Annotated in this window: 29 protein-coding genes; all 29 read right to left on the reverse strand. The window is 47.8% G+C overall.

Going from position 1 to position 24,563, the window contains the following annotated elements:
• Positions 1 to 12: 12 nt before the first annotated feature.
• The gene (locus tag KNO61_RS05305; protein WP_214684474.1) at positions 13 to 2,004 is read right to left on the reverse strand and encodes a chemotaxis protein CheA; all 1,992 of its coding nucleotides are present in this window, start codon (positions 2,002 to 2,004) and stop codon (positions 13 to 15) included.
• A 19-nt stretch (positions 2,005 to 2,023) separates the two neighbouring features.
• Positions 2,024 to 2,863, reverse strand: coding sequence for a MinD/ParA family protein (locus tag KNO61_RS05310; protein WP_015881408.1), 840 nt, complete (start codon positions 2,861 to 2,863; stop codon positions 2,024 to 2,026).
• Positions 2,842 to 3,903 carry a flagellar biosynthesis protein FlhF gene (locus tag KNO61_RS05315; RefSeq protein WP_214684476.1) on the reverse strand — a complete coding sequence of 354 codons (1,062 nt, stop codon included), beginning with the start codon at positions 3,901 to 3,903 and terminating at the stop codon, positions 2,842 to 2,844. Before KNO61_RS05315 ends, KNO61_RS05310 begins: the two co-directional genes overlap by 22 nt.
• 1 nt (position 3,904) lies before the next feature.
• A complete protein-coding gene (gene flhA / locus KNO61_RS05320) occupies positions 3,905 to 5,926 on the reverse strand; it encodes a flagellar biosynthesis protein FlhA (protein ID WP_256439530.1) in 2,022 nt (673 codons plus the stop codon).
• A 13-nt stretch (positions 5,927 to 5,939) separates the two neighbouring features.
• Positions 5,940 to 7,034, reverse strand: coding sequence for a flagellar biosynthesis protein FlhB (gene flhB / locus KNO61_RS05325; protein ID WP_214684481.1), 1,095 nt, complete (start codon positions 7,032 to 7,034; stop codon positions 5,940 to 5,942).
• Complete coding sequence (gene fliR, locus KNO61_RS05330) at positions 7,031 to 7,801, reverse strand: flagellar biosynthetic protein FliR (RefSeq protein WP_147537295.1); 771 nt, start codon at positions 7,799 to 7,801, stop codon at positions 7,031 to 7,033. The genes flhB and fliR overlap by 4 nt, the downstream gene beginning before the upstream one ends.
• Positions 7,798 to 8,070 (reverse strand): flagellar biosynthesis protein FliQ, encoded by a 273-nt coding sequence (gene fliQ, locus KNO61_RS05335; RefSeq protein ID WP_015881403.1) that lies wholly within the window; start codon positions 8,068 to 8,070, stop codon positions 7,798 to 7,800. The genes fliR and fliQ overlap by 4 nt, the downstream gene beginning before the upstream one ends.
• Positions 8,071 to 8,081: 11 nt before the next feature.
• A complete protein-coding gene (fliP, locus tag KNO61_RS05340; protein ID WP_015881402.1) occupies positions 8,082 to 8,747 on the reverse strand; it encodes a flagellar type III secretion system pore protein FliP in 666 nt (221 codons plus the stop codon).
• Positions 8,744 to 9,238 carry a flagellar biosynthetic protein FliO gene (locus tag KNO61_RS05345; protein ID WP_015881401.1) on the reverse strand — a complete coding sequence of 165 codons (495 nt, stop codon included), beginning with the start codon at positions 9,236 to 9,238 and terminating at the stop codon, positions 8,744 to 8,746. The genes fliP and KNO61_RS05345 overlap by 4 nt, the downstream gene beginning before the upstream one ends.
• On the reverse strand, positions 9,235 to 9,600 hold the full coding sequence (locus KNO61_RS05350; protein WP_015881400.1) for a response regulator: 366 nt from the start codon (positions 9,598 to 9,600) through the stop codon (positions 9,235 to 9,237). Before KNO61_RS05350 ends, KNO61_RS05345 begins: the two co-directional genes overlap by 4 nt.
• Before the next feature lie 13 nt (positions 9,601 to 9,613).
• Positions 9,614 to 10,738 (reverse strand): flagellar motor switch phosphatase FliY, encoded by a 1,125-nt coding sequence (fliY, locus tag KNO61_RS05355; RefSeq protein WP_214757110.1) that lies wholly within the window; start codon positions 10,736 to 10,738, stop codon positions 9,614 to 9,616.
• On the reverse strand, positions 10,735 to 11,724 hold the full coding sequence (gene fliM, locus KNO61_RS05360) for a flagellar motor switch protein FliM (protein ID WP_015881398.1): 990 nt from the start codon (positions 11,722 to 11,724) through the stop codon (positions 10,735 to 10,737). Before fliM ends, fliY begins: the two co-directional genes overlap by 4 nt.
• 9 nt (positions 11,725 to 11,733) lie before the next feature.
• Entirely contained in the window at positions 11,734 to 12,186 is a 453-nt protein-coding gene (locus tag KNO61_RS05365) for a flagellar basal body-associated FliL family protein (RefSeq protein ID WP_078146706.1), read from the reverse strand.
• On the reverse strand, positions 12,179 to 12,397 hold the full coding sequence (locus KNO61_RS05370) for a flagellar FlbD family protein (protein WP_031421671.1): 219 nt from the start codon (positions 12,395 to 12,397) through the stop codon (positions 12,179 to 12,181). Before KNO61_RS05370 ends, KNO61_RS05365 begins: the two co-directional genes overlap by 8 nt.
• Positions 12,397 to 13,308, reverse strand: a complete 912-nt coding sequence (gene flgG / locus KNO61_RS05375) for a flagellar basal body rod protein FlgG (protein ID WP_214872724.1) — start codon at positions 13,306 to 13,308, stop codon at positions 12,397 to 12,399. The genes KNO61_RS05370 and flgG overlap by 1 nt, the downstream gene beginning before the upstream one ends.
• A gap of 18 nt (positions 13,309 to 13,326) precedes the next feature.
• Positions 13,327 to 13,755 carry a flagellar hook capping FlgD N-terminal domain-containing protein gene (locus tag KNO61_RS05380; protein WP_078146704.1) on the reverse strand — a complete coding sequence of 143 codons (429 nt, stop codon included), beginning with the start codon at positions 13,753 to 13,755 and terminating at the stop codon, positions 13,327 to 13,329.
• Positions 13,727 to 14,815, reverse strand: a complete 1,089-nt coding sequence (locus KNO61_RS05385; RefSeq protein WP_078146703.1) for a flagellar hook-length control protein FliK — start codon at positions 14,813 to 14,815, stop codon at positions 13,727 to 13,729. Before KNO61_RS05385 ends, KNO61_RS05380 begins: the two co-directional genes overlap by 29 nt.
• A 22-nt stretch (positions 14,816 to 14,837) precedes the next feature.
• Positions 14,838 to 15,404, reverse strand: a complete 567-nt coding sequence (locus KNO61_RS05390) for a MotE family protein (RefSeq protein WP_078146702.1) — start codon at positions 15,402 to 15,404, stop codon at positions 14,838 to 14,840.
• Between the two features lies 1 nt (position 15,405).
• Positions 15,406 to 15,840: a flagellar FliJ family protein gene (locus KNO61_RS05395; RefSeq protein ID WP_214872726.1), complete on the reverse strand. Its 435-nt coding sequence runs from the start codon at positions 15,838 to 15,840 to the stop codon at positions 15,406 to 15,408.
• Positions 15,837 to 17,156 carry a flagellar protein export ATPase FliI gene (gene fliI / locus KNO61_RS05400; protein WP_078146700.1) on the reverse strand — a complete coding sequence of 440 codons (1,320 nt, stop codon included), beginning with the start codon at positions 17,154 to 17,156 and terminating at the stop codon, positions 15,837 to 15,839. The genes KNO61_RS05395 and fliI overlap by 4 nt, the downstream gene beginning before the upstream one ends.
• Entirely contained in the window at positions 17,143 to 17,868 is a 726-nt protein-coding gene (locus KNO61_RS05405) for a FliH/SctL family protein (RefSeq protein WP_078146699.1), read from the reverse strand. Before KNO61_RS05405 ends, fliI begins: the two co-directional genes overlap by 14 nt.
• Positions 17,852 to 18,859: a flagellar motor switch protein FliG gene (gene fliG, locus KNO61_RS05410; protein WP_026826250.1), complete on the reverse strand. Its 1,008-nt coding sequence runs from the start codon at positions 18,857 to 18,859 to the stop codon at positions 17,852 to 17,854. The genes KNO61_RS05405 and fliG overlap by 17 nt, the downstream gene beginning before the upstream one ends.
• A 5-nt stretch (positions 18,860 to 18,864) precedes the next feature.
• On the reverse strand, positions 18,865 to 20,436 hold the full coding sequence (gene fliF / locus KNO61_RS05415) for a flagellar basal-body MS-ring/collar protein FliF (RefSeq protein ID WP_078146698.1): 1,572 nt from the start codon (positions 20,434 to 20,436) through the stop codon (positions 18,865 to 18,867).
• A 22-nt stretch (positions 20,437 to 20,458) separates the two neighbouring features.
• On the reverse strand, positions 20,459 to 20,740 hold the full coding sequence (fliE, locus tag KNO61_RS05420; protein ID WP_074037250.1) for a flagellar hook-basal body complex protein FliE: 282 nt from the start codon (positions 20,738 to 20,740) through the stop codon (positions 20,459 to 20,461).
• A 13-nt stretch (positions 20,741 to 20,753) separates the two neighbouring features.
• A complete protein-coding gene (flgC, locus tag KNO61_RS05425) occupies positions 20,754 to 21,182 on the reverse strand; it encodes a flagellar basal body rod protein FlgC (RefSeq protein WP_074037252.1) in 429 nt (142 codons plus the stop codon).
• A gap of 3 nt (positions 21,183 to 21,185) precedes the next feature.
• Positions 21,186 to 21,554: a flagellar basal body rod protein FlgB gene (gene flgB, locus KNO61_RS05430; RefSeq protein ID WP_074037939.1), complete on the reverse strand. Its 369-nt coding sequence runs from the start codon at positions 21,552 to 21,554 to the stop codon at positions 21,186 to 21,188.
• Between the two features lie 272 nt (positions 21,555 to 21,826).
• Entirely contained in the window at positions 21,827 to 22,606 is a 780-nt protein-coding gene (gene codY, locus KNO61_RS05435; RefSeq protein WP_074037253.1) for a GTP-sensing pleiotropic transcriptional regulator CodY, read from the reverse strand.
• Between the two features lie 36 nt (positions 22,607 to 22,642).
• Positions 22,643 to 24,013 (reverse strand): ATP-dependent protease ATPase subunit HslU, encoded by a 1,371-nt coding sequence (hslU, locus tag KNO61_RS05440; RefSeq protein WP_074037255.1) that lies wholly within the window; start codon positions 24,011 to 24,013, stop codon positions 22,643 to 22,645.
• Positions 24,010 to 24,558, reverse strand: a complete 549-nt coding sequence (gene hslV / locus KNO61_RS05445; RefSeq protein ID WP_078146697.1) for an ATP-dependent protease subunit HslV — start codon at positions 24,556 to 24,558, stop codon at positions 24,010 to 24,012. The genes hslU and hslV overlap by 4 nt, the downstream gene beginning before the upstream one ends.
• Between the last annotated feature and the right edge of the window lie 5 nt (positions 24,559 to 24,563).

Genomic DNA, 24,563 nt, shown 5'->3' on the forward strand with positions numbered 1-24,563 from the left:
CAATATTCCTCCTTAAAAGAGATCGTTACTATCTACGATAAGGGCGACGCGACCGTCACCAAGAATGGTCGCACCAGAGATAGCTGGAATCCCTTCAAGATACGTACCGAGCGGTTTCATGACAATTTCTTGTTGACCGATCAAATCGTTGACGACGACGCCGACGAGTTTGTTGCCTTTTCGAACGACGACGACCGGGAATTGCGACTTCGTCTCTGATTCGATGCCAAACATTTCTTTCATGTAGACGAGTGGGACCAGTTGACCACGGAAGTCGAAGACTCGCTCACGGTGTGCTGTCAAAATGTCCGCTTCATCAAGTAATGTCGTCTCAAGGATCGATGTCAATGGAATCGCATACGATTCCTCTCCCACTTGAACGAGCATCGCCGAGATGATCGAGAGGGTGAGCGGTAAGCTGACTTGGAACTTCGTGCCCTGTCCCGCAACCGTCTCTAAAGAAACGACGCCACCGAGTGACTCGATTTTATTTTTGACGACATCGAGTCCGACACCGCGTCCTGACAAGTCAGTGACCACGTCTGCCGTCGAGAAGCCCGGAGCAAAGATCAGCATCGCCAATTCGTTCTCAGACATCGTCGTCGCTTCTTCATCTGTGATCACGCCGCGCTCCAACGCTTTCGAGCGAACCTTGTCGACGTTGATGCCGGCACCGTCGTCCTCGATTTCAATGAAGACTCGGTTTCCGCCGTGATACGCACGGAGTGCAAGCATGCCCTGCTCCGGTTTTCCGGCTTGAAGACGTACTTCCGGACGTTCGATGCCGTGATCGATGGCGTTACGGATCAAGTGGACGAGCGGATCGCCAATTTCATCGATGACCGTGCGATCGAGTTCTGTTTCAGCACCTGAAATGTCCAACTGGACTTTTTTATGAATCTCTTTTGCGACCGAACGCACCATTCGTGGGAAGCGATTGAACACTTGTTCGATTGGCATCATCCGGAGGGTTAAGACGAGTGATTGTAACTCGTTCGTTCCCCGCTTGATTTTTTCGACCGTTTCATTCAATTCTGGTTGACCGACTTCGTCCGCCAGGCGCTCAAGTCGTCCACGGTCGATAATGAACTCTTCAAATAAGTTCATCAGACGATCAATTCGTTCTAAGTTGACGCGAATCGTTTTTGCTTGTGCTTGAGCGGCTACTTGCTCTTTCGTATCTTTCGCTTCTTCCTTGTCCGAGGTAGCTTGAACGACAGGTTCAGGTGCAATCGTCTCCGCTGTCACAGCGACTTCTGGCTCACTGACCGCTGTTTCTGTATACGTATTGACTTCGACGCGCTCCACTTCCGAGACTTGAGCGATGGCATGTTCAATCACTTCTGCCGTCTCTTGTGACAAGAATAAGACGTCGAACGATAAGTCAAATTGCTCTTGTTCGATTTCTTCTGTCTCCGGATGTGTGCTGACGACCTCACCTAGTTCTTGAAGGCGATCGAATACCATATACGCACGGGCCGCTTTCAAGACGACCGCGTCAGACAGTTTGACTGTGATTTGATACGCCTCAAAGCCTGTCTGTTTGGCTTGCTCGATGACCGAGTTCGTATATAGATCAATCTCAAACGTGCTCGTCTCTGACGTTTTTTCGACTGCGACTTCTTTCCCACCGATGAAGGATTGGAATGCGGCGACCGTTTCTGATACATCCACGTTCGCGCCTTGTCCTCCGCTCTCGATGTCCGCAATCATGTCTTCCATCTGTTCCATGGCGATGAACATCGTATCCAACAAGAGTTGGTTACTTTCCTTTTTGCCGCCACGGACGAGGTCGAGCGCGCTCTCCATCTCATGTGTCAAGTTGGCAACGCGTTCGTACCCCATCGTCGAAGACATCCCTTTTAGCGTGTGCGCGGACCGGAAGATCTCCTGTACAACATCCGCACCACCCGATTGTTCTAATTTAAGTAACTGTGTGTTGATCGATTGGATATGTTCTTGGGATTCATCTAAAAACAACCCTAAGTATTCATTCACGTCCATCTCATTTACCTCCCTGTCGTTATACTCGGTTCCACTGTTTTCGTAAGTTCCCCATCAAACGGTCCATCAAGTGACGTGGTTTCGGAGGCGTACCCGTAAGCGTTGTCAAAATTCGTTCGAGGCGCCAGCTAATATCACTCTTTCGGTTGTATTGATAAAACGGGACTTGGGCGATGACTGCCTTTCTGACAGATGAGTCGTCTGGTAGAAAGCCGAGGAATCGAATCGTCTTATTTAAAAACTGTTTACATGCGACTTCCATCCGTTCGAAACATTGAAGGGCTTCCTCACCGGACTGGGCTCGGTTGACGATGACGCCAAGCGGTAAGTCCGGGTACTGATGGTGCACCAGTTTCGTATATGCATAACCGTCCATTAGCGAGGTAGGTTCTGGAGTCAAAATCAAGAACATCTCATCGCAACCCGCGATGAACTGGAGTGAAGTGTCCGTCGCTCCAGCCCCCATATCGAACAGGACATAATCATATTCGGTCAATACTTCGAGTTCTCGCATGAGAAATTGCATGTCATCATCTGAGAGATGGACGAGTTGGTCCTGCCCACTCCCTCCATGTAATATATCGACACCATATACATTTTTCTGAACAGCTGCAGCCAATGGAATACGAGCTTTGACGGTCTCGATCATCGTTCTGGACTTCATGGCATTCATCAAGATGTGCACATTGGCCATTCCGATGTCAAAGTCGACAATCAACACTCGTTTTCCGAGTTCAGCTAGGGCGATGGCCGTGTTTACACAGACGTTCGTCTTTCCGACCCCACCTTTCCCACTCGCAAAGGCGATTGTCGTCGGATGGGCATCATTGATTGCTCTTAAACGCCTTGCTTGGTCCATCTTGCCCACCCTTCTTTCTCAAACAGTCGTTTCGTCAGTGCGTCCGCATTCCCCCGAATCAGATCGTCCGGCACTTCTTGGCCGTCTGTCATCCAGGCGACCGGAAGACCGCTCTTTTTCACCATGCGGTACATCGCGTGGATATCACTTGTCTCGTCCGCCTTCGTAAAAATGAGTGAGCTAAGAGGCAATGACTCGAATTGCGAATAGATCATATCCATGTCCTTCGTTTTGGATGTCAAACTCAAAACGAGCGAAAGGCTTGTTTCAGTGAAGTCGTGATGTTCATGAAACTGTTCGACGTAAGCCGGATCGCGGAAATTTCGTCCCGCCGTGTCGATTAGCACGATGTCTTTACGAGCAAACAATTGCTTGGCACGCTTGAAGTCATGAAAGTCATATGCCACTTCCACCGGAATACTCATGATTTCAGCATACGTCTTCAACTGTTCGATGGCAGCGATTCGGTACGTGTCGGTCGTGATCAATCCGACCGTTTTGCCTTCCGTCAGCTTGAAGTGCGCCGCAAGTTTGGCGAGCGTGGTCGTCTTGCCGACCCCCGTCGGTCCAACGACCATAACATATCGCTTCGCTTCAGGCGGTTCAATGAACGACGATTTGACTTGTTCGTAAACGAAACGTTCAGCTTCTTCTACAGATTTTGTCGTGTAGTATAGTTCGTTCAGCGTTTCCTCCCACGACTCATCGGCAAAGGATTCTGTCGAGAGCAGCGATTCGACATGTTGCAACGAGGCGTGTAGTCTCGGTGCCGCTCCTCCAATCACACGTGGTGGTGTTTGCGGGATGACAGGTTGTGATGGTGTTGGTGCTGTCCGAACAGGGACAGGCTGTCGTGGCTTTGTGACGACTTGCTCTTTTTCGAGGGCTGCGATGACCTCCACTTGCTTTGACGCAAAGAGACCGAACCATCCTGTCTTCACTTGTCGTGAGTTGAGGATGACCGCTTCGTCTCCGAGCTCTTGTTTCACTTTCGCCATCGCATCAGCCATGGTTTTCGCCGTAAACTTTTTAATCTGCATGTTAAATCACCCCAATACTTTTCACTTCGACGGAACTGAGTAATTCGTTATAAGCCAATACCGGCACATCTGGATAATACCGTTCGAGTAATTGACGAACGAACAGACGAATCGTTGGGGAACATAAAATCACAGCCGATGCCCCATATCGTTCAAACATCGACAGTTGTTCGCCAGTGCGCTCGATAATCTCTCGAGCTTGCTCTGGGTCGAGCGCCAAATAGTTCCCGAACTCCGTTTTCTGAACCGCATCTTGCACCGTCTGTTCCGTATGTCCGCCGAGTGTCACGACGTAAAGGGGACCTTCAGGTGGTTTGACTTGATCGGTCAATTGACGGGACAAGCCTTGACGGCAATACTCTCCTAAGATTTCCGCATCTTTCGTCACTTTTCCGTAGTCTGCCATCGTCTCAAACAGAAGCGGCAAATTTCGAATGGAAACACTTTCTTGGAGTAAGTGGCGCAACACTTTCTGAATTTCGCCAATCGAAAGGACTGACGGCGTCACGTCCTCTACGAGAACCGGATGCGTCTCTTTCAGGTGCTCGACGAGTTGTTTCGTCTCTTCCCGACCGAGTAAATCTGCCGCATGTTTCTTCAACGTCTCGGTCAAGTGAGTCGCGACAACAGAAGGCGGATCAACGACGGTATACCCGCTCATTTCTGCCCGAGTTCGTGTTTCTTCATCAATCCAAAGGGCAGGAAGACCGAATGCTGGTTCCGTTGTTTCAATTCCATATACCTCAGGGTCTTCGATGCCCGGGCTCATCGCCAGGTAATGATCCAGCAATAGCTCTCCCTCTGCAACGACGTTCCCTTTGACTTTGATTCGGTATGCGTTCGGTGATAACTGCAAGTGATCGCGAATCCGGACCGTCGGTAAGATGAAGCCAAGCTCGAGTGCGAGTTGACGACGAATCATGACAACGCGGTCTAACAAGTCACCGCCTTGAGACTCATCTGCAAGCGGAATCAAGCCATACCCGAATTCAAATTCAATCGAGTCAATCTGCAACAGCGAGACGACTGATTCTGTCGGCGCTGTCGATGGTTCCTCTTCGAGCATCGGCTCTTCCGTTGCCTGACGGATATTTCGACGCATCGTGTAGGCGCCGAAGAATGCCGTTCCGGCAATGATCATCGTCACAGGAAGTAGGGGCGGTGATACAAAACCAAGCATGAAGACAATCGACCCGGCGATATAAAGGAGTGATGGGTTTTGACCGAGCTGGTCGATTACGTCTTCCCCTAAGTTTCCATCCGAGACGGCACGGGTCACGATAATCCCGGTCGCGGTCGAAATCAAAAGTGCTGGGATTTGACTGACCAAGCCATCCCCGATTGTCATGAGTGAGAACGTTTGGAACGCTTCTCCAACTGGTAATCCCATTTGAACGACACCGATGATAATCCCGAAGATCAAGTTGATCGTAACGATGATAATACCAGCGATGGCATCTCCTTTAACGAACTTCGATGCCCCGTCCATTGATCCATAGAAGTCCGCCTCGCTTTGAATTTTACGGCGACGCATCTGGGCTTCCTTATCGTCAATTAAACCAGAGTTCAAATCGGCATCGATGGCCATCTGTTTCCCCGGCATCGCATCGAGTGTGAAGCGAGCAGATACTTCCGATACACGCTCTGCTCCTTTCGTGATGACGACGAATTGAATGATGACAAGAATCAGAAAGACGACAAATCCGACAAGGACATTTCCACCGATGACGAAATCACCGAACGTCTCGATGACTTCCCCACCATAACCTTTAGATAGAATCGAACGGGTCGTCGATACGTTCAAACCAAGACGAAACAACGTCACAATCAATAAGAGAGAAGGGAATACGGAGAAGTCAAGTGCTTCCCGGGCATTCATCGCCACAAGTAGAATCATGATGGCGATCAAAATATTTACGATGATTAAAAAGTCTAATAAAAACCCCGGTAGCGGGATGATCAGCATGATGACAATCATCAACACACCAATCAAAATTGCAAAGTCTTTCGCTTTTACTGCCAACACATACTCCTCCTCAAGACGGTTGCTTCATTTGATAGACGAATGCCAGTACTTCCGCAATGGCTTGATAAAACGATTCGTCTACCACTTCACCGATGTCGATTTGCGCATAGAGCGCGCGCGCGAGTGGTTTATTTTCAACAATGGCCACGTCATGTTCTTTTGCGACATCTCGAATATGAAAGGCGACCCGGTCGACCCCTTTGGCGACCACGAGCGGCGCAAAATCTTTCGTGTCATCATATCGAATGACGACCGCGTAATGGGTCGGGTTCGTGATGACGACATCGGCATTCGGTATCTCTTGCATCATCCGTCGCATCGCCATTTCCCGTTGTTGCTGTTTGATTTTAGATTTGATGAGTGGGTCACCTTCCGTATTTTTGTACTCATCTTTTATATCTTGCTTAGACATTCGGATCGATTTCTCGAAATCAAATCGTTGGTAGAATAAATCGAGTAGTGCAAGTGCGAGCAAGGCGACACTTACCCAAAGACCGAGTTCAATCGTGATACTCGCGAGTGCGACAATCGATTCACGAACTTGTTCGACGGCCATCCGAGACAGTTCTTTCTGATTTTTCCAAAGGACAGCGACAGCGGTTGTCAGGATGATTAACAATTTGAATAAGGACTTTAAAAATTCGACGACCGCTTTCATACTGACGATGCGTTTGACCCCCTTGATCGGGTCGATCCGCTCAAGCTTTGGTTGAATGGCTTCTAAAGAAAATAACGTTCCGATTTGTAGGTAATTGATGAGAATCCCAAACACGACGGCAACGACAAAGAACGGAGCCAAAATCAAACCGACACGGAGCATTAAGTCGACGACCATATCCGACATGCCGCCCGTCACGTTAAACAATAAATACTCTGGGCTGAGTAAATCGCTGATTAAAGAAAGCAATTGCTGCCCAATCACGGGACCGAAAAAAGATAACATGAGAAACATCGCAAAAAGTGCGAACGCTCCAGTCAAATCGGCTGATTTGGCGACTTGCCCCTTCTTTCGGGAGTCTTCCCGTTTACGCGGCGTCGCTTTTTCTGTCTTTTCGCCTGCAAAAAACTGTAGATTGACCGATAAAGGATATAGAGGCTTCTTCATGAGGCGTCTCCTAATATGAGCATAAAGTCGTGCATCACTTCTTGTAATAGCGGGATGAACTGACTGATCCCTGTCAATGTCAGTCCCATCAATAAAACCATGACGGCAAAGCCGGCGATGAGTTTAAATGAAAATCCGATGGCAAAGATATTGAACTGTGGCGCTGACTTCGCTAAAAATCCGAGAGCTAAGTCAACAAGGAGCAAGGAAGCCATCATCGGCAACGCCAATTGCAACGCGACCATCATGGTCATGGTGACGACTTTCACGGCCATCATCAAAGAGGCTTCGGTAAAGTTGATCATCGGTTGACCAGGCGGATAGATTTGAAAGCTATAATAAATGCCATCAATCAGCAGAAGATGCAGGTTGCTCGTTAACAAAATGAACAGCGTAAAAATATAATAAAATCGTCCAATCAATGGCGATTGACCGCCAAACATCGGATCATATGCCGAAGCCATCGCTAATCCGAGCTGTAAATCAATGACCCCACCGGCAATTTGTGGTGCAAAAAATAGGATGTTGATTAACAGTCCAAGTAAAAGTCCGATCATGACTTCATAGACAACTTGCAGGACGAACGCATTCGTCATCTGGATTGGCTCGGTCAGTGTGAACATCGCGTAATACGCTAAAAACGCACTGAATCCGACGCGGTGCATGACCGGTAATTGTCTCGTCGAGAACAACGGGACACTGACAAAAAAGCCAGACAGTCGTGCGAACGTTAACCCATACATACTGATGAAGTCGACCGCATTCATTTCGATGCAACCTCAACCATCAACTCAAAGATCAAACGCGTGAATCCTTCAATCTGTTGAAGCATCCACGGTCCAAAGATGACGAGACCGATGAAGACCGAAATAATTTTCGGAACGAACGATAGCGTTTGTTCTTGAATTTGAGTCGTGGCCTGTAAAATCGAGATCACGAGACCGACGATCAGTGAGATGAGCAGAAGTGGCATTGATATTTTTAATAAGGTCCACACACTCTCTGTCGCCAAATAGATGACCATTTCTTGTGTCATGTCCGTTCCCCCTACATACTTCTAAGCAATGATTCCACAATCAAGTGCCAGCCATCGACCAATACAAACAACAATAATTTAAACGGCAGTGCAATCATGACCGGTGGAAGCATCATCATCCCCATCGACATGAGGACACTTGCGACTACCATATCAATGATCAAAAACGGTAAGAAAATCATGAAGCCGATTTGGAAAGCGGTCTTCAACTCACTGATCGCGTAAGCAGGCACCAAAGCGAGGAGCGGCACATCATCAAGTGTCTCCGGCTGCTCGTAGTTCCCATACTTTAAGAACAGTTGTAAATCTTCTTGTCTTGTATATTTCGACATAAACTCCTTCATCGTCCCACTTGCCTCATCGAACGCCTCATCTTGTGAGATTTTGTCATCGAGGTACGGTTTCAATGCGTTCTCGTTCAAATCCGAGAGAACCGGAGACATGACGAACAGTGTGATGAATAGTGCCAATCCGACAATCAATTGGTTCGGTGGCGTTTGCTGTGTACCGAGTGCCGGTCGAATGAATGACAAGACGACCACGACACGGGTAAAGCAAGTCATCAAGATTAAAAAGGATGGTGCGAGCGTCAGCAATGTCAACAAAATCAAAAGCTTGATGGATGTCGACGTACTGTCCGGTGTTTCTAAATTGATCAATTGCTCAAACGTCGTCATGATTTCTTCCTCACTTCTTCTAGCTGAGCGAGTTGTTTCTTAAAGGTGTCTAAAAATGCATTCGAATTTGACGTTCGAAGTGACAAGGATTCCGTTTGCTCTTCCTCCATCGTGTCCGCATCGAGTCGATCGATCAGTTGAATCGAATCGCCGACACCGAGTACATACACTTGGTCACCGAGCTTCACGAGTTGGACGGAACGGTCTTTTCCGAGCGGGACGCCTCCGAGATGTTTCATATGTTGAGTTGCTTTCACGCCTTGTGTTTTAGAACTGAGCCAACGCATCAAGACGATAAATCCGCCGACCACGACCACGAGACTCAACACGACTTTCACGCCATTGCCAATGGTTGACGCTGTCGTTGGAACGTTACTTTCCTGTTCATCTGTCTGTTGTTGCTCGAATTGTTGGTCTACGGTGGCGGCCTCAACCGTGGCCGGAGCAGAGAGCCCGACCACGAGGAGAATAATCAACCACCATTTCTTCATTGTGCGACCGTTTTAGAAACTGCTTCGATGACACGTTCTGCATTGAAAGGCTTGACGATGAAGTCTTTTGCTCCAGCTTGAATGGCATCGATGACCATCGCTTGTTGTCCCATCGCTGAACACATGATGATTTTCGCATTCGAGTCGAAGCTACGAATTTCTTTCAATGCTGCGAGTCCATCCATCTCAGGCATCGTGATATCAAGTGTGACGAGATCCGGTGTGAGTTCACGGTATTTCGCGACAGCGTCCGCGCCGTTTTCTGCCTCACCTACTACGTCATATCCATTCTTTGTCAAAATGTCCTTGATCATCATACGCATGAACGCTGCGTCATCCACTACTAATACTTTTGCACTCATTCTAAATTCCTCCTTAAACGATTCCGATCCGCTCATGCGGTTGAATAATTTCTGTTACACGTACCCCAAAGTTTTCTTCAATGACAACGACTTCTCCTCTAGCGATTCGCTGTTGGTTGACATAAATGTCTACCGGCTCACCCGCTAGTTTGTCGAGTTCGATGATGGAGCCCTGTGATAACTCAAGTACTTCCCGAACGGATTTTTTCGTTCTTCCTAACTCTACTGTCACGTTTAACGGGACATCGTATAACAACCCAAGATTCGCCGGGGCCGCTTCTTGCGATGCCGGTGATTGGAGCGGCATGAATTCCGCTTGGCTAACTGCCACTTCCGGCATCGATTTTTGTTTACTTGGTTGCGGGGTGACTGGTTGCGCTTGTTGTTGGGCTTGCGGTTGTGGTTTTGGCGCTTCCGCTTGCGCTTTCACCGGTTCCGGTGCTGCCTGGGCTTCCCCTGTAGCTTTCATCAACTCATCGACCAATTGCTTTCCAAATTGAATCGGTGCGATCTGAACGATTGTTGAATCAATCAACGTACCTACTTTGAGATTGAACTCGATGAGTACCATCGTCTCCCAAAGTTCAAGGCGATCGATGATGGTTTGGTTCTTCGTCGCATCGAACACTTCGACAAGCGGTGGCGAGATGTCAATCTTCTTCGAAAATACCGTCGATAAAGACGTTGCGGCCGCCCCCATCATTTGGTTCATTGCTTCTTGAACTGCCGACAACCGAATCTCATCAAGGCTCTCCGGATCAACATTCTCTCCGGTCCCGCCTAACATGAGGTCAGAGATGATGGCCGCATCTTCGCGAGTCAAGACGAGGACGTTCTCCCCTTGGATTCCTTCTGTGTAACCTACTCGAAGCGCCACATGAGGAGTGGGATAGCGTTCGCGTAACGCTTCAATTCTCACTTCACTGACAACCGGTGTAGTGATTTCAACTTTTTGTTGTAGTAATGTTGACAAGGCCGTTGCCGAGTTCCCGAATGAAATATTCCCAATTTCTCCGAGTGCATCGCTCTCCATCGAATCTAAATGTTCTTCTTTCGCATCGACTTCTGGCGTCGGCGTATTGTCGCTTGTCCCGCGTAATAACGCATCAATTTCATCTTGTGACAGCATCTCACTCATTGCTCTTCCTCCTTCACACGGTGAAGCACTTGAACCGCCATTCGCTTCCCGCTCACACCGACTTGCCCTTTAAATACTTTATTTTCCCCCACCATGACGGACAGGGGTTCTTTTGCTAATTGATCGAGTGCCAAACAATCTCCGACTTCTAGATGCAACAAATCTCCAAATGTGATCGTCGTCTCACCGAGTAAGGATACGACCTCGACCGTCGAGTTCATCAATTGGGCTTTAAGCGGTTCCTTACTCGATTGACTCGCATTGCGTCGATTCGCTTCCTGCATCCAGTAATGACTCGATAGCTTGGACAATACCGGTTCGATTGTGACGAATGGCAGACAGACGTTAATCGTTCCGCTCACTTCACCGATTGTCACACCGATTGAAATCAAGACGACCGTTTCGTTTGGTGAGACGAGTTGCAGGAACTGCGGATTCACTTCCACGGCTGACATTTCTGCTTTAATCTCAGCAATCGATTCCCAAGCATCCCCATATGTCGAAAACGCCCGTTTGTACAATTGCGTCAAGATCCGCATCTCGATTTCGGTGAACGATTCGATTTTATCCATCTCGACACCGGGACCACCGAGTAATCGGTCTAACATCGCGTACGAGATGTTCGGATTGACCTCGATGATGAATCGCCCGTTTAACGGTGGCGCCTCAATCAAGTTGATCATCGTCATGCTCGGAATGGAATGAATGAATTCATCGTACGGTAATTGTTCGACCGAGTTGACCGAAAACTGAACGTACGTGCGAAGTTGGGCCGAGAAAAATGTCGTGAGCATCCGTGTGAAATGCTCGTGAATCCGAGTTAAGCTACGAATTTGGTCTTTAGAAAATCGAACGGCTCGCTTGAAGTCGTATTGTCGAACTTTCTTCTCTTCCTCTTGCGCGAGAAAGGAGTCTGCTTCGACATCCCCACTGCTTAATGCAGATAGTAAGGCATCAATTTCTTGTTGAGACAGTACTTCTCCCATGATGCCACCTCACTGAATAATTTTCTTCGTCATATAGACGCGTTGGACTTCACCTTCTTCAAGCAGTCCGTTAAGTTGTTCTCGTAATGTTTGTTCGAACTTTTGCATATCCTCTTTTGTTGCCAATTGGGCTTTCGTCATCCCGGATAAGTCACCTAAAATGACATTGTGCACTTGGAATTTACGTAGTTCTAAATTCTCTTTCGTTTCAGCCGAATCTGTGACGATCGTAAATTGAACGTTGATGAAACGCTCGTCTTGAATGTTCGTCGTCATATCATCGGTCATGAAACTCCGTTCTGCCAACTCTTCAGCTGTGACCGGTTTCGTTTTAGCAGTGACGTTATCACCGAAGACATATTTGTACGTCATGAATCCGGCACCGCCCATGACGAGCAGGACGACAAGCAGGATGATTACGACCTTTAGGCCGCCACCTTTTTTATTTTCTTCTTCACTCATCTTCTTCACCTCTTGTGAACATCGTTCCGACTAAACCGATTGAGCGGTAAAAGGCTTCAGTTCGTTCAATGATTTGATCTTTCGTTTCTTTTACGAGATACGTTTTGCCATTAAACAATTGGATGATCGTGTCGGGCTCTGCCTTCACCGTTTCGATGAGCAAAGCGTTCAGCACGAACTCCTCACCGCGAAATGCCGTGACGCGAATCATCAGCGTTTCAGGTTAACGAGTTCTTGAAGGATCTCGTCCGATGTTGTGATAATTCGTGTGTTCGCCTGGAATCCACGCTGTGCCACGATCATTTCAGTGAACTCTTCTGATAGGTCAACGTTTGACATTTCAAGTGCACCTGAGACAAGTTCACCGCGACCGCCCGCACCAGGTACGCCAAACTGTGGAACACCGGAGTTTTGGGATTGTACGAAGTTGTTGGCTCCGACTTTTGATAACCCGGCGTTGTTCGAGAAATTCGACGTGACGATGTAACCAGCGATGCGAAGCTCACCGTCAGATGCTACAAAACTGACTTGCCCGTCTTTACTAATTGAGAGCGATTTTGCATCTGTTGGGATTTTAATTCGTCCGTAACGATTTGTTTTCGCTGACGTATCAGTTGCCGCATAATGATCTAAATTTGCTGTTGGACCTGTGAAATCTGTTTCAGCTGGGGTCGCTGTTACTCCTGCAGCAACTGGCAACGTACTAGTGAGTGACCCAACAAGATACGTCCCGTCGCCCGTCACCAAGTTACCTTGGTTGTCCGTATAAAAGTTCCCAGCGCGCGTGTATTGGAGTTGACCATTGACCATCGTCGCATAAAAACCTTCCCCTGAAATCCCAACATCGAGGGCGCGTCCTGTGTTTTGCATGGCACCCTGGTTATAGACGTTATCGACCGTCGCCATCGTACCCCCGAGACCGACTTCCTTCGGGTTAATACCACCCGTTGTCGCATTCCCAGCGGACGCACTCCCGACTTGTTGACTGACGAGGTCTTTGAACGTGACGCGACCTTTTTTATAACCGAACGTGTTGACGTTGGCGATGTTGTTCCCGACGACGTCTAGCTTTGATTGGAAGTTCTTCAATCCACTGATTCCTGAGTACATTGCTCTTAACATAATGTATTCCTCCTATGCTTATTTGATGGATGTGATATCGTACACGCTGACAGATGTGCCGTCTTCAAGATCAGCCATATATCCGGTTAAGTCGTTACGAGAAATGGAAACGACCCGACCCGACCCTTTCGTCGTCTCTTCACTCGTTTCCGATGTGAAGTCGATCGTTTTCCCAATCATGCTACTGTATTCAGAAATCGACGACATGTGACGGTCGACGAGAACTGAGTCAAGTTGTTTTGAGATGGCTTGCATTTGTTCGAGCGATGAGAACTGTGCCATCTGTGCGATGAATTCTTTATCTTCCATAGGTGACATCGGATCCTGGTTCGCGATTTGAGCGAGAAGCAACTTCATAAACATGTCTTTATCGTATTGATTTGTCGCTTTTGGGAGCGACTGATCTGGCAATGTATAATCATTCGTCTTCGGTTGAATGCTCGTCATCTTCAGACCCTCCTTTAGGCTGTTCTTGTGGTTGTTCTTGTTCCGATTGCTCGGAACCGTCTGACAAGGCTGCTTTAGAATCGAGTGCCTGTTGTGTCAAGTTGACCTCGACCCGAACGTTTTGCGAATGGGGTGTCAACGTTTGTTGCAACTGTTGAACTTGCGATTGAATCAGTTGTTTCGCCTCTTGATTGCTGGCAAACATCTTGACGACAAGTTCTCCATTCTTCCGCTCTAGCTTAACGACGAGTTCCCCTAACTGCTCCGGATATAATCGTACGGTGAATACTTTTGAACCGTCCGCCCCACTTTTGAACGGTGCCTTTTGAAGAGCCGCTTCAATCCGAGCTTGTAAATTTTCAGGAAGGGATCCTTTTGAGGCATACATGACCGTGTCCACGTCAATCTGTGGTCTTGACCAGTTCATCCCTTTCGGCATCCAGTCTACGTTATTTGGCTGTAGCGCAGGTTTTGCGATTTTTAAGGTTTCAACATTTGGCAAGACGGGAACTTCTTTCAATGTACCTTCGATTGGTCCTTTATACTGTGTGATGATCCGTTGCATCGTTTGAACCTGTTTGGCAAGTTCTTGGTTTGGAACTTGTTGAGTCAGTGCAATGTTGGTCGTCTGAGTATTTCCCTCTGTTTGCTTCGTAGTATGGACTTTCGGCGTAGTCGTCGTCTGTACAATCGCCGGTAAAACCGAAGACGGGATTTCAGTCTCAGGCGAAGGATTAGACAATTGACCGAGTAAACTTACATATGCATCCATAAACGTCCGATACGCATCTTGTGGCAGTGATTTTAGCCACTTCAATGTATCAGGCTTTTGAAACCATGTTTCGAGTTCCTGTGCCACTTTTTCCAAATCGACTGATCCTTCAGGAAGCACACCTTCTTCAAGTTGAGGAAGTTCTGCCTGCTCCCCTGAGCCTTGCATTGGGGCAAGCATCGCAGAAAGGAGGCTTAAAAATCCACCTGCTCCCTGTGATTCTCCCTCCACTGTTCCAGTACGAGCCATCGATCCTTGAATGGCTTGCGTCAATAAAGCGATATTCAATGTTGGCCCTCCCTTCTTGTGTTCATTGGAGAAGCTGCGTCACAACCGCAGCCTGTTGTGCATTCATTCGTCCTAAGATGTCTGCCTGTTGCTTAGGTGATAGTTCCTTCAACAGTTCAGCAACTTGAGGGCTTTCGAGTTCACCCATAATGGCTGCCGCCTGTTTGGCTGACATTTCTTCATAGACGCTAGCGACGTCAGATGATGATTCCTCTTCTTTTGACGCTGCCTCTAGTTCCGAGACGAGTCGATCTCGTTCACGAATCAAATCGGTGATTTCTTCTTGTCTAGCCTTTACTTCGTTCGTCAATTCCACATTTTCGTTGCGAAGTTTTTCAATCTCACTGTTCGCCGCTTTTAATCGGTTCGCTGCGTCCGAATCGATTCCCGTCACATTCACCTGCGTCTCCGTTTTTTTTGATTCTTCCGTTTTCTCGTTCTCGTTCACTTCTAATAAGGGAACGGATAAGAGCGGACGGTCCATCGCATAGTTCATGACGACGATCCCACCGACTAGGATGAAGATTGCTGGAATGAGGACTAACGCCACGATCATTTGCTTGCCTCGTTTATTGTTCTCTTTTGCCATGCTAATTCCCTTTCCCATGATGAATCACAGCAAGTTCATCCATCATTTGTTGCTCTGTAAGTTTAGCTACCGTCATCTCTTGCATGCTGACCTTTTCATGTAGCGTCACGTATTTCTTTTCTTCCACCACTTTACCGAGCAATCGTTCTTGCGACGCATGATAGCGATTGCGGGCCTGTTGTACGACGAGCTGTTGCGTTTCGATTTGACGTTTCACTTGCTCTCGCGTCTTTTCTCGATACTGCGACATGAGAAGGTCGATGTTTCCAGATTGTTCGTCTTGGTGTTTGATGAGCGACTCATACATGAGAAGAAGGTCATATAGCTTCTCCATCTCTGTCTCAAGTCTTGCCTTAAATCCTCTGACTTCTATGGCGGCATCTTCTTTTTCATGTTCCGCAATCGGCATGATTCGTTCTAATATGAGTCTGTTCATGATTCACCTCGTGCGATATGTGACAAGTGGGTCATCGTCTGTTCGAAAGCAGCATCTTCTTCAATCGATTGTTTTAAAAACGTCAACAAGTATGGATATTTATCCACGGCAGTATCAATCGCAGGATTGGTGCCTTTTTTATACGCTCCGATATTGATTAAATCTTCCGCATCGATATAGGTCGCAAGCCAGCTGCGGAACGTTTGGGCCGCCTCCTTATGTGCCGGAGAAGCGATTTGGTTCATGACCCGGCTGATTGATTTCAGTACATGGATTGCCGGGAATTGCCCACGGTTTGCGAGCGCCCGGTCCATGACAAAGTGTCCGTCTAAAATCCCACGCACCGCATCGGCAATCGGTTCATTCATATCATCTCCGTCGACGAGGACCGTATAGAACGCAGTGATCGACCCTGATGCCGCTGTCCCGCTTCGCTCTAGTAGTTGAGGCAACATGGCGAATACGGACGGGGTGTACCCTTTCGATGTCGGAGGTTCGCCCGTCGCGAGACCAATTTCACGCTGCGCCATCGCAAATCGTGTCACCGAGTCCATCATCAAGACCACTTCTTTCCCTTGGTCCCGGAAGTACTCGGCAATCGCGGTCGCCGTGTAAGCTCCCTTCAACCGAACAAGCGGGGGTTGGTCGCTTGTCGCTACAATCACGACGGAACGAGCCATGCCTTCTGGTCCGAGCTCCTTTTCGATGAACTCTTTTACTTCCCGGCCCCGTTCTCCAATCAAGGCGATGACGTTAATGTCGGCTGAAGAACGTTTGGCAATCATTCCGAGCAAGGTCGACTTCCCGACACCGGAGCCGGCGAACAAACCGACCCGTTGCCCTTTACCTACAGTCAACAGCCCATCGATCATCCGGACACCGGTCGACAGTGCATCCAAAATCCTCGGTCGATTCAACGGGTTAGGGGGTTTGCGTTGAACATCATAACGCTTACCGGTCACAAGTCGTTCACCTGACAGGGGACGCCCTAAACCATCGAGCACTTGACCAATCAACTCTTCCCCTACAGGAACTTGAAGCATTTTCCCCGTTCCTTTGACTAGACAGCCAGGCGCGATTTGTGTGGTTTCACCGTATGGCATGAGAAGGACGCGCTCTTCATTGAATCCGACGACCTCAGCTTCGACTGTTTCATTCGAAGGAAGGACAATCAAACAGCGCTCTCCGACAAACGCACTCGGTCCGTTCGACTCAATCATCAAGCCGATGACTCGACAAACTCGACCGATTTTTCGTGTGAACTCGCCGTCTGTAGACTGTTTAATCGAGCCGAGAACCTGCTCAATAAGCGCCATCCGCTAGAACCTCCTCGATTTTGGCTTGGATCCGTTCGAAACTATATGTCAAATCGACTTCATTGCCACGATGTGGCGACTCGATTCGAACTGCTGTCTCATCCAATGATCCGTCCCCTCGATATTTCAGAGGAGGTGTCTCTACTGTCCGCCACATCGCTTCGAATCGCTGAATCGAGGCAAGACGTGTCGGATGAACAAAGATTGTAAGTGCTTCGGCATCGATCATGTGTGACATCTGATCACGAATCATCGTCGCAAACAGTTCTTCATCTTTTCGGACAAGGTCTGTCGTCACGTGTGCACTGACTGTAACGGCCAATTCAATGAGTTGTTCTTCCGCTCGCCTCCACTTTTCTTCAAATAAGAGTTCGAGTTCGGTCGAAATGGAATTCAAACGCGTCGTGATCTCTTCAAATTCAGCCAATCCATCCTGCCTACCTTGAAGGAGACCTTCTTGGTATCCTTCTGAACGCGCTTCTTCAAACACTTGTTGCTTCAACCGCTCCAACTGTTCGACTTCCGTCTGCTGAAACTGTTGGAACGCTTCTTCGTCCTGCTTCAACTTCTCATAGCGTGATTGGATGACATCCCCATGATCGATTCCGTCATTCGGTTCTATAACGGGTGTCTCTAATCGCTTCGATTCAATTCGTTGCGGGGTATTCGATGTTGCACGTTGGCGTTTAATTACATTAGACAACGATGTCATCTCCTCCACCTCGACTGATTACAATCTCACCGACGTCCTCTAGACGACGAATGATTCCGACGATTCGACTCTGTGCCTCTTCGACGTCACGCAACCGCACCGGCCCCATGAATTCCATATCTTCTTTGAACGTTTCGACCATACGTTGAGACATGTTCTTGAAGATGATTTGTTTGACTTCTTCTGAAGAGACCTTGAGTGCAAGCAACAAGTCGTCGTTCGCCACTTCGCGAATGATTCGTTGAATCGCACGAGAGTCGAGCGTGACGATATCTTCGAAGACGAACATTCGCTTCTTGATTTCTTCTGCGAGTTCTGGATCTTCGATTTCGAGCGCATCGAGGATGGTGCGTTCCGTCGTCCGGTCGACACCGTTCAAGACTTCGACGACCGCCTCGATTCCACCCGACTGGGCATAATCTTGCATATCTGTCTGTGACAAGTTCTTTTCTAGAATCTGCTCCACCTCATGGATGACGTCTGGATTGAGTCGATCCATCGTCGCAATCCGTTTCGCGACTTCCGATTGAATCTCAGGTGGAAGTTCCGACAGGATCTGCCCTGACTTGACCGGTTCTAAATGCGCTAAGATTAACGCAATCGTCTGAGGATGCTCGTTTTGAATAAAGTTCAATAACTGTTTCGGGTCTGCTTTTCGTGCAAACTCGAACGGTCTGACCTGTAAGGTGGAAGTCAGACGATGAATCAATGCCATCGCCTTGTCTTCACCAACTGCTTTTTCAAGGACAGTTTTCGCAAACCCGATTCCACCCTGAGTGATATAACTTTGTGCCATGGCGAGTTCATGGAACTCACCGAGAATACTATCCTTTTCTTCCGGGGACACTTTTTTTAACGCTGAAATTTGAAGCGTCAGTTGTTCCATCTCTTCTTCTGAAAGATGTTTGTAGACGTTCGCTGCCACTTCAGGTCCCAGGGAAATCATGAGCATCGCTGCTTTTTCGCGATTCGATTGTTTTGCATAGTTCACGTTACTCACTCCTCAGACATCCAAGTACGAAGCAGTTTAGCAAACTCTTCTGGATTACTTTCAGCTAATTTTTCTAACTGTTTCTTCTTCACTGCACCTTCGCCTCGCTCTTCGAGGTCTAGGTCAGGTACTTCATCTTCATATGGAACTTCCCATTCGTTCGTCTCTTCCACAACCTCTTGCTTCCGTCTACGCATCGCGAAGAAGATCAAGGCAAGAATTACGACTGCACCCGCCGCTGCCGCATACATCCACCAAGGTGTCGGTTGCTCTGTTGCTGCAACCTCTTCCACTTCAGCGAACGGTCTCGACACGACGACAACTTTCTGTTCGAGTTCAGCATCCGTGATGGCTTCATCCGTCTTCGCTAACGACGTCCGAATAATGGAATACATCATCGTCTCGAGGTCGCCTTCTAACTGCGGATCGATACTTGTTGCGCCATCTGGTGGTTCAACGATGAGTTGGACTCCGAGGTCACGAATCGTATATGGTGCGTTTTGAATCTGCTTCGTGATGCGGTTGACCTCGTAATTGATGATTTCATGATTCTTTTCACTTTCTTCTGTGCCATCGCCAGTCGCTGCCGGGAAGTTGATTGTGTCGTTCTCACCAGTTCCCGTCGCTTCTGTCGCCGTACCTGTTCCGCCAGTGTATGCTTCAGCAATCCGCTCGGCAGACGTGACGATGCCTTCCATGTTTTCTTCATCGACCGGTGTGACAAGATTCTGTTCTTCAGCCGTTTGTGTCGTGTCGATGTCTGCTGTGACGGAAACGAGTACGCTCCGTTCGCCGAGTAGAACCGAGAGCATCTGTTGGATTTGTTGACGTACGTCTTTTTCGACTTGTCGCTTCAACGCCAATGGATCTGACGAGGAACCTCCAGCAACAACAGTCTGGTCGAGATCATAATACGTGAAGTATTGGTCCATAATTGAAATGTTTTCCGGTTTCAAGTTCGGGACACTCTTACTAATCAAATGATAGAGACCTTTTACTGTGTTTGGTTCTAAATTCGTCCCCGCTCCGATGTTCAAGACGATGGACGCGGTAGGCTCACCTTGATCTTCTGCCAAGAAGACAGACTTCTCAGGAAGTGAGATGATGACTTTCGCTTGATTGATTCCTTCAATCTGTGTGATGAGTCGCTCTAGCTCCGTCTGCATCGCACTACGTTCGATGACAGCCATCTCACGGTCTGTCGTTCCGAACCCTGCGTTTTCGCTGAAGAAACTATAATCAATCGAGCCGGACTTTGGAATCCCGGCAGCAGCCAAACTCACTTTCAACTGATCGACCATTTCAGTCGGCACATACACGCTCACACCGTTCGAAGTCGCCTTGATTTCCGACTGTACCCCGTCTGCTGTCAACTTCTCTGTCACTTCGCCCGCTTCTTGAGCAGACAAGTTTGTATAGAGAGGTGCCATGTTTGGCCTTGAAAGGAAGAATGTGAGTACGAGGGCCGCGATTAGTATGACCGCGATCGAGATGCCCCATACGAGTTTACGTTTCGCTGGCATCGCCTTTAATGCACCGGTCATGGATTTGAATCGTTCTTTTAATTGTTCATTCATCGCAACTTGTCATCCTCTACAATTAAACTTGCATTCGCATCATTTCTTGATAGGCCTCAACAGCCTTGTTCCTCACCTCGATGGCAAGTTGCATCGCAATCGACGACTCTTCACTTTGAATCATCACCTGATGAAGGTCAGCTTTCCCGACCGCCAAATCTTTACGGGCTTGACTAGTCGCTTGTTGTGTCTCATTCAATGCGTTCATCGCTTCATTCAAGTATGACCCAAATTGAGATGGGTTCGTTTTATTCAGTGATGGCGTGAGTTCTGGGCTCATCAATTGAATTGGATTAATTTGCATCCGTTAACACTCCTTATCCTTTACCAATCTCCATCGCTTTTACGAGCATCGCCTTCGAGGCGTTCATCGCTGCAATGTTTGCTTCGTACGAACGAGTCGCACCCATCAAATCGACCATTTCTTTCAAGAGATCGACGTTCGGCATTTGTACGTACCCTCGCTCATCCGCATCGGGATGATTCGGGTTATAAGCCAATTTATACGGTGCATCGTCTTCGATGATTTGAGATACCTGCACCCCTCCATTAACGGCATCCATTTGCTTCCGGAATGGCGCTTCTTGCAACACGGTCATCTTTCGTGTGTATGGTTGCCACTCTCCGTCCACGAGTCTCCCGCGAGTCGTCTGAGCGTTGGCGATGTTCGCCGACACGGTATCCATTCGTAGCCGTTGTGACGTCAACGCTGAAGCTGAAATATGAAAACTATCAAACATTCCCATTGATTAACGACCTCCCCGAATAACAGATTTTAATCCCCCGAGCCTACGATTCAATTGCTCCATCATCGCCTCATACTGGAGTTGGTTTCGTGCCAGCTCACTCATTTCATAATCCAAGTCGACGTTGTTGCCATCACTCCTCATGGCGCCACCAGCTCGATCGATGACTTTCGACTGGGTCGAGTCACTCGGACGACCACCTTGCAGCTTGAGTCGCATCTCACTCTGAAGCGTCTGCTCAAACACAGCCTGTTTGGCTTTGAAATTCGGCGTATCAATGTTTGAAAGGTTATGACTGATGACCTTTTGGTTAAGGACTGAATGGTTGATGGCTTGCTTTAGTAATTGATAGTCACTACCAATCCAATTCACGGCGTTCACTCACTTTCATATAATGACTACTAAATATACCTCATTTGGAAAATCTACTATTTCATTGAAACAAATCTGTAACAGTTCTGAAAGATATTTTTTAAAACATAGGTAAATGGCTTAATATCTTTTTGTCGAAATCACGTCAAAAGGTGAAAATAATTACTTTTGTACTAAAAAAAACCGCCTCCTTATCAAGGAAAGCGGTTTTTTAGGAATAAAGTCCCTTTTAAAAGTGTTTTCAATGGAAATTACACATCGAAAGTTGTATTTCAGTTTGATTTCAGTTTTTGCAATTCAAACAAGAAGTTGTCATTTAATATCTTGATATACGTTCCTTTCATTCCTAAAGAACGTGATTCAATGACCCCTGCACTTTCTAATTTCCGAAGTGCGTTGACGATGACCGAACGCGTGATTCCCACTCTGTCGGCAATTTTGGAAGCAACTAGCAATCCTTCGTTTCCACCAAGCTCTTCGAAGATATGTTCGATTGCCTCAAGCTCTGAATACGATAACGAGTTAATCGCCATCTGGACGACTGCTTTCTTACGTGCCGACGTTTCTGCTTCCGCAGCCTTCTCACGAAGGATCTCCATTCCAACTACAGTTGCAGAGTACTCCGCGAGAACGAGGTCATCTTCTGTGAATTCATTCGCCAATCGACCGAGTACGAGCGTACCTAAACGTTCTCCTCCACCGATGATTGGAACAATCGTCGTCATGGAGTTGAGGAATAGATCGTGGTTCTCGACTGGGAATGCTGTATATTCACTATCGATATCGATGTTCGCTGTCGTTTCTTTCACATTGAACAAGTTCGAAGCATATGGCTCCGGGAACTGTCGATCGACTAAGAATGCTTTCATCCGGTCATTCTCAATCTGTTGTTTGATTGCAAAACCGAGAAGTCGTCCCCGACGACTCACGATAAACGTGTTGGACTCAAGGACTTCACGCATTTTGTCCGCCATTTCTTTAAAGTCAACGTGCGCACTTGCCTCTTGTTGAAGCATTGTGTTTAATTGGCGTGTTTTTTCTAGTAAGTTCATATTCTCTATTTCCTCCCTGTATGTGCATACAGAATCTTATAATATATATTGGCTCAAATCACGATCGTCGGCGATGGAACCGACTTTTGCTTGTACGTAAGCTGGTGTGATTTCTACGGTTGTTTGTGGCATATCTGCCGCTTCAAATGATAAATCTTCTAAAACGCGCTCCATTATAGTATAGAGGCGACGTGCACCGATGTCATCGGTCTCCCGATTGACATGTGTCGCAATTTTCGCAATTTCTTCAATGGCCTCATGCGTGAAACGGACCGTGATTTCTTCAGATTCTAACAAGGCCGTATATTGTTTAATGAGTGCCTGTGACGGTTCCGTCAAAATCTTGACGAAGTCTTCTTCCGTCAAGCTGCTCAATTCAACACGAATTGGGAAGCGTCCTTGTAGCTCTGGAATCAGGTCAGACGGCTTAGCCATATGGAATGCACCGGCCGCGATGAAAAGAACATGATCCGTTTTAACCGGTCCATACTTCGTGACGACCGTAGATCCTTCTACAATCGGAAGAATGTCACGCTGCACCCCTTCACGGGATACTCCGGCGTGATCTTGTGATTTTGTGGCGATCTTATCGATTTCATCCACGAAGATGATACCCATCTGTTCACTGCGCCGCACGGCTTCATCGTGGACTTCGTTCAAGTCCAGCAAGTTCTCTGCTTCTTCAGCAATGAGAAGCGGTCTTGCTTCACGAACCGTCAGCTTACGTTGTTTCCGTTTCTTTGGAACGATTTGACCGAGCATATCCTGAAGATTCGACAAACCTTCCATCCCTTGACCTTGAAACAAATCCATCGTCTGCTTTTCTTCTAATTCCACTTCAATCACGCGTTCTTCGAGTTCACCGAGTTCGAGCAAGCGTCGAAGTTGCGAACGGTCATTATTGGATGTGTCCGACGTGGTTTCTGGCTGTTGTGTCTGTCCGCCGAACAACGCTTCGAACGGATTCGATGCAGTAGGTGTCGCTTTTGCTTTTCCTTGTAGTGCATCTAAAAGGCGTTCCGTCGCCGCACGTTCCGCCGGCTCCTTCACATCTTCTTTTTTCTCTTCTTTGACAAGACGAACCGATGCCTCAACGAGATCACGTACCATCGATTCAACGTCACGACCGACGTAACCAACTTCCGTAAATTTCGTTGCTTCTACCTTCACAAACGGTGCACCGACAAGCTTAGCTAACCGTCGAGCAATTTCGGTCTTTCCGACCCCGGTCGGTCCGATCATCAAAATATTTTTTGGTGTAACCTCATCGCGAAGGTCTGCACTTAACTTTTGACGTCGATAGCGATTTCGTAGAGCAATCGAAACTGCTCGCTTGGCATCCTTTTGTCCGATTACAAAACGGTCTAACTCCGTTACGATTTGTCTAGGTGTCAACTCTCGGTTCATTCAGCAGCGCCTCCAATCGTTTCTACAATGACTTGATCATTTGTATACACGCAAAGCTCACCAGCGATTTCAAGAGCGGCACGCGCGATTTCTTCAGCAGACTTTTCAGCAGAATGGCGTACGAGTGCGCGACCTGCCGCTAAGGCATAGTTCCCACCGGATCCGATTGCAAGAATTCCATCGTCCGGCTCAATCACTTCTCCATTCCCAGAGACGAGCAAAAGATGATCGGCATCCATCACAATCAATAGTGCCTCGAGTTGACGCAACATCTTATCCCCACGCCATTCTTTCGCAAGTTCTACCGCTGCTCGCGGCAAGTTACCGTTATACATTTCAAGTTTCGATTCAAACTTTTCAAACAATGTGAAAGCATCGGCTACGCTACCTGCAAAACCGGCAACGACTTTCCCGCCATAAAGGCGTCTGACTTTCTTCGCCTTGTTTTTCATGATGACGGCATTCCCGAATGTGACTTGGCCATCTCCACTCATCGCACATTGGCCATTGTGTCGAACTGCAAAAATCGTTGTTGCATGAAACATATCGT

Origin of the sequence: Exiguobacterium sp. s140 (genome assembly GCF_018617035.1) — a bacterium.
Classification (GTDB): Bacteria; Bacillota; Bacilli; order Exiguobacteriales; family Exiguobacteriaceae; genus Exiguobacterium; species Exiguobacterium profundum.

Coding starts and splice junctions, on each gene's coding strand:
- fliY (WP_214757110.1), bottom strand. CDS start 10,738: ATGAGTGAGATGCTGTCACAAGATGAAATTGATGCGTTATTACGCGGG.
- KNO61_RS05380 (WP_078146704.1), bottom strand. CDS start 13,755: ATGACGAGCATTCAACCGAAGACGAATGATTATACATTGCCAGATCAG.
- codY (WP_074037253.1), bottom strand. CDS start 22,606: ATGAACTTACTAGAAAAAACACGCCAATTAAACACAATGCTTCAACAA.
- KNO61_RS05350 (WP_015881400.1), bottom strand. CDS start 9,600: ATGAGTGCAAAAGTATTAGTAGTGGATGACGCAGCGTTCATGCGTATG.
- fliQ (WP_015881403.1), bottom strand. CDS start 8,070: ATGACACAAGAAATGGTCATCTATTTGGCGACAGAGAGTGTGTGGACC.
- KNO61_RS05390 (WP_078146702.1), bottom strand. CDS start 15,404: ATGGCAAAAGAGAACAATAAACGAGGCAAGCAAATGATCGTGGCGTTA.
- fliM (WP_015881398.1), bottom strand. CDS start 11,724: ATGGGAGAAGTACTGTCTCAACAAGAAATTGATGCCTTACTATCTGCA.
- KNO61_RS05370 (WP_031421671.1), bottom strand. CDS start 12,397: ATGATTCGCGTCACGGCATTTCGCGGTGAGGAGTTCGTGCTGAACGCT.
- flgC (WP_074037252.1), bottom strand. CDS start 21,182: ATGGGAATGTTTGATAGTTTTCATATTTCAGCTTCAGCGTTGACGTCA.
- hslU (WP_074037255.1), bottom strand. CDS start 24,013: ATGAACCGAGAGTTGACACCTAGACAAATCGTAACGGAGTTAGACCGT.
- fliP (WP_015881402.1), bottom strand. CDS start 8,747: ATGACGACGTTTGAGCAATTGATCAATTTAGAAACACCGGACAGTACG.
- fliI (WP_078146700.1), bottom strand. CDS start 17,156: ATGGCGCTTATTGAGCAGGTTCTCGGCTCGATTAAACAGTCTACAGAC.
- KNO61_RS05310 (WP_015881408.1), bottom strand. CDS start 2,863: ATGGACCAAGCAAGGCGTTTAAGAGCAATCAATGATGCCCATCCGACG.
- hslV (WP_078146697.1), bottom strand. CDS start 24,558: ATGTTTCATGCAACAACGATTTTTGCAGTTCGACACAATGGCCAATGT.
- KNO61_RS05395 (WP_214872726.1), bottom strand. CDS start 15,840: ATGAACAGACTCATATTAGAACGAATCATGCCGATTGCGGAACATGAA.
- fliF (WP_078146698.1), bottom strand. CDS start 20,436: ATGAATGAACAATTAAAAGAACGATTCAAATCCATGACCGGTGCATTA.
- KNO61_RS05345 (WP_015881401.1), bottom strand. CDS start 9,238: ATGAAGAAATGGTGGTTGATTATTCTCCTCGTGGTCGGGCTCTCTGCT.
- KNO61_RS05365 (WP_078146706.1), bottom strand. CDS start 12,186: ATGAGTGAAGAAGAAAATAAAAAAGGTGGCGGCCTAAAGGTCGTAATC.
- KNO61_RS05315 (WP_214684476.1), bottom strand. CDS start 3,903: ATGCAGATTAAAAAGTTTACGGCGAAAACCATGGCTGATGCGATGGCG.
- fliR (WP_147537295.1), bottom strand. CDS start 7,801: ATGAATGCGGTCGACTTCATCAGTATGTATGGGTTAACGTTCGCACGA.
- KNO61_RS05305 (WP_214684474.1), bottom strand. CDS start 2,004: ATGGACGTGAATGAATACTTAGGGTTGTTTTTAGATGAATCCCAAGAA.
- KNO61_RS05405 (WP_078146699.1), bottom strand. CDS start 17,868: ATGACATCGTTGTCTAATGTAATTAAACGCCAACGTGCAACATCGAAT.
- fliE (WP_074037250.1), bottom strand. CDS start 20,740: ATGCAAATTAATCCAATTCAATTGATGAGCCCAGAACTCACGCCATCA.
- flhB (WP_214684481.1), bottom strand. CDS start 7,034: ATGAAGAAGCCTCTATATCCTTTATCGGTCAATCTACAGTTTTTTGCA.
- flgG (WP_214872724.1), bottom strand. CDS start 13,308: ATGTTAAGAGCAATGTACTCAGGAATCAGTGGATTGAAGAACTTCCAA.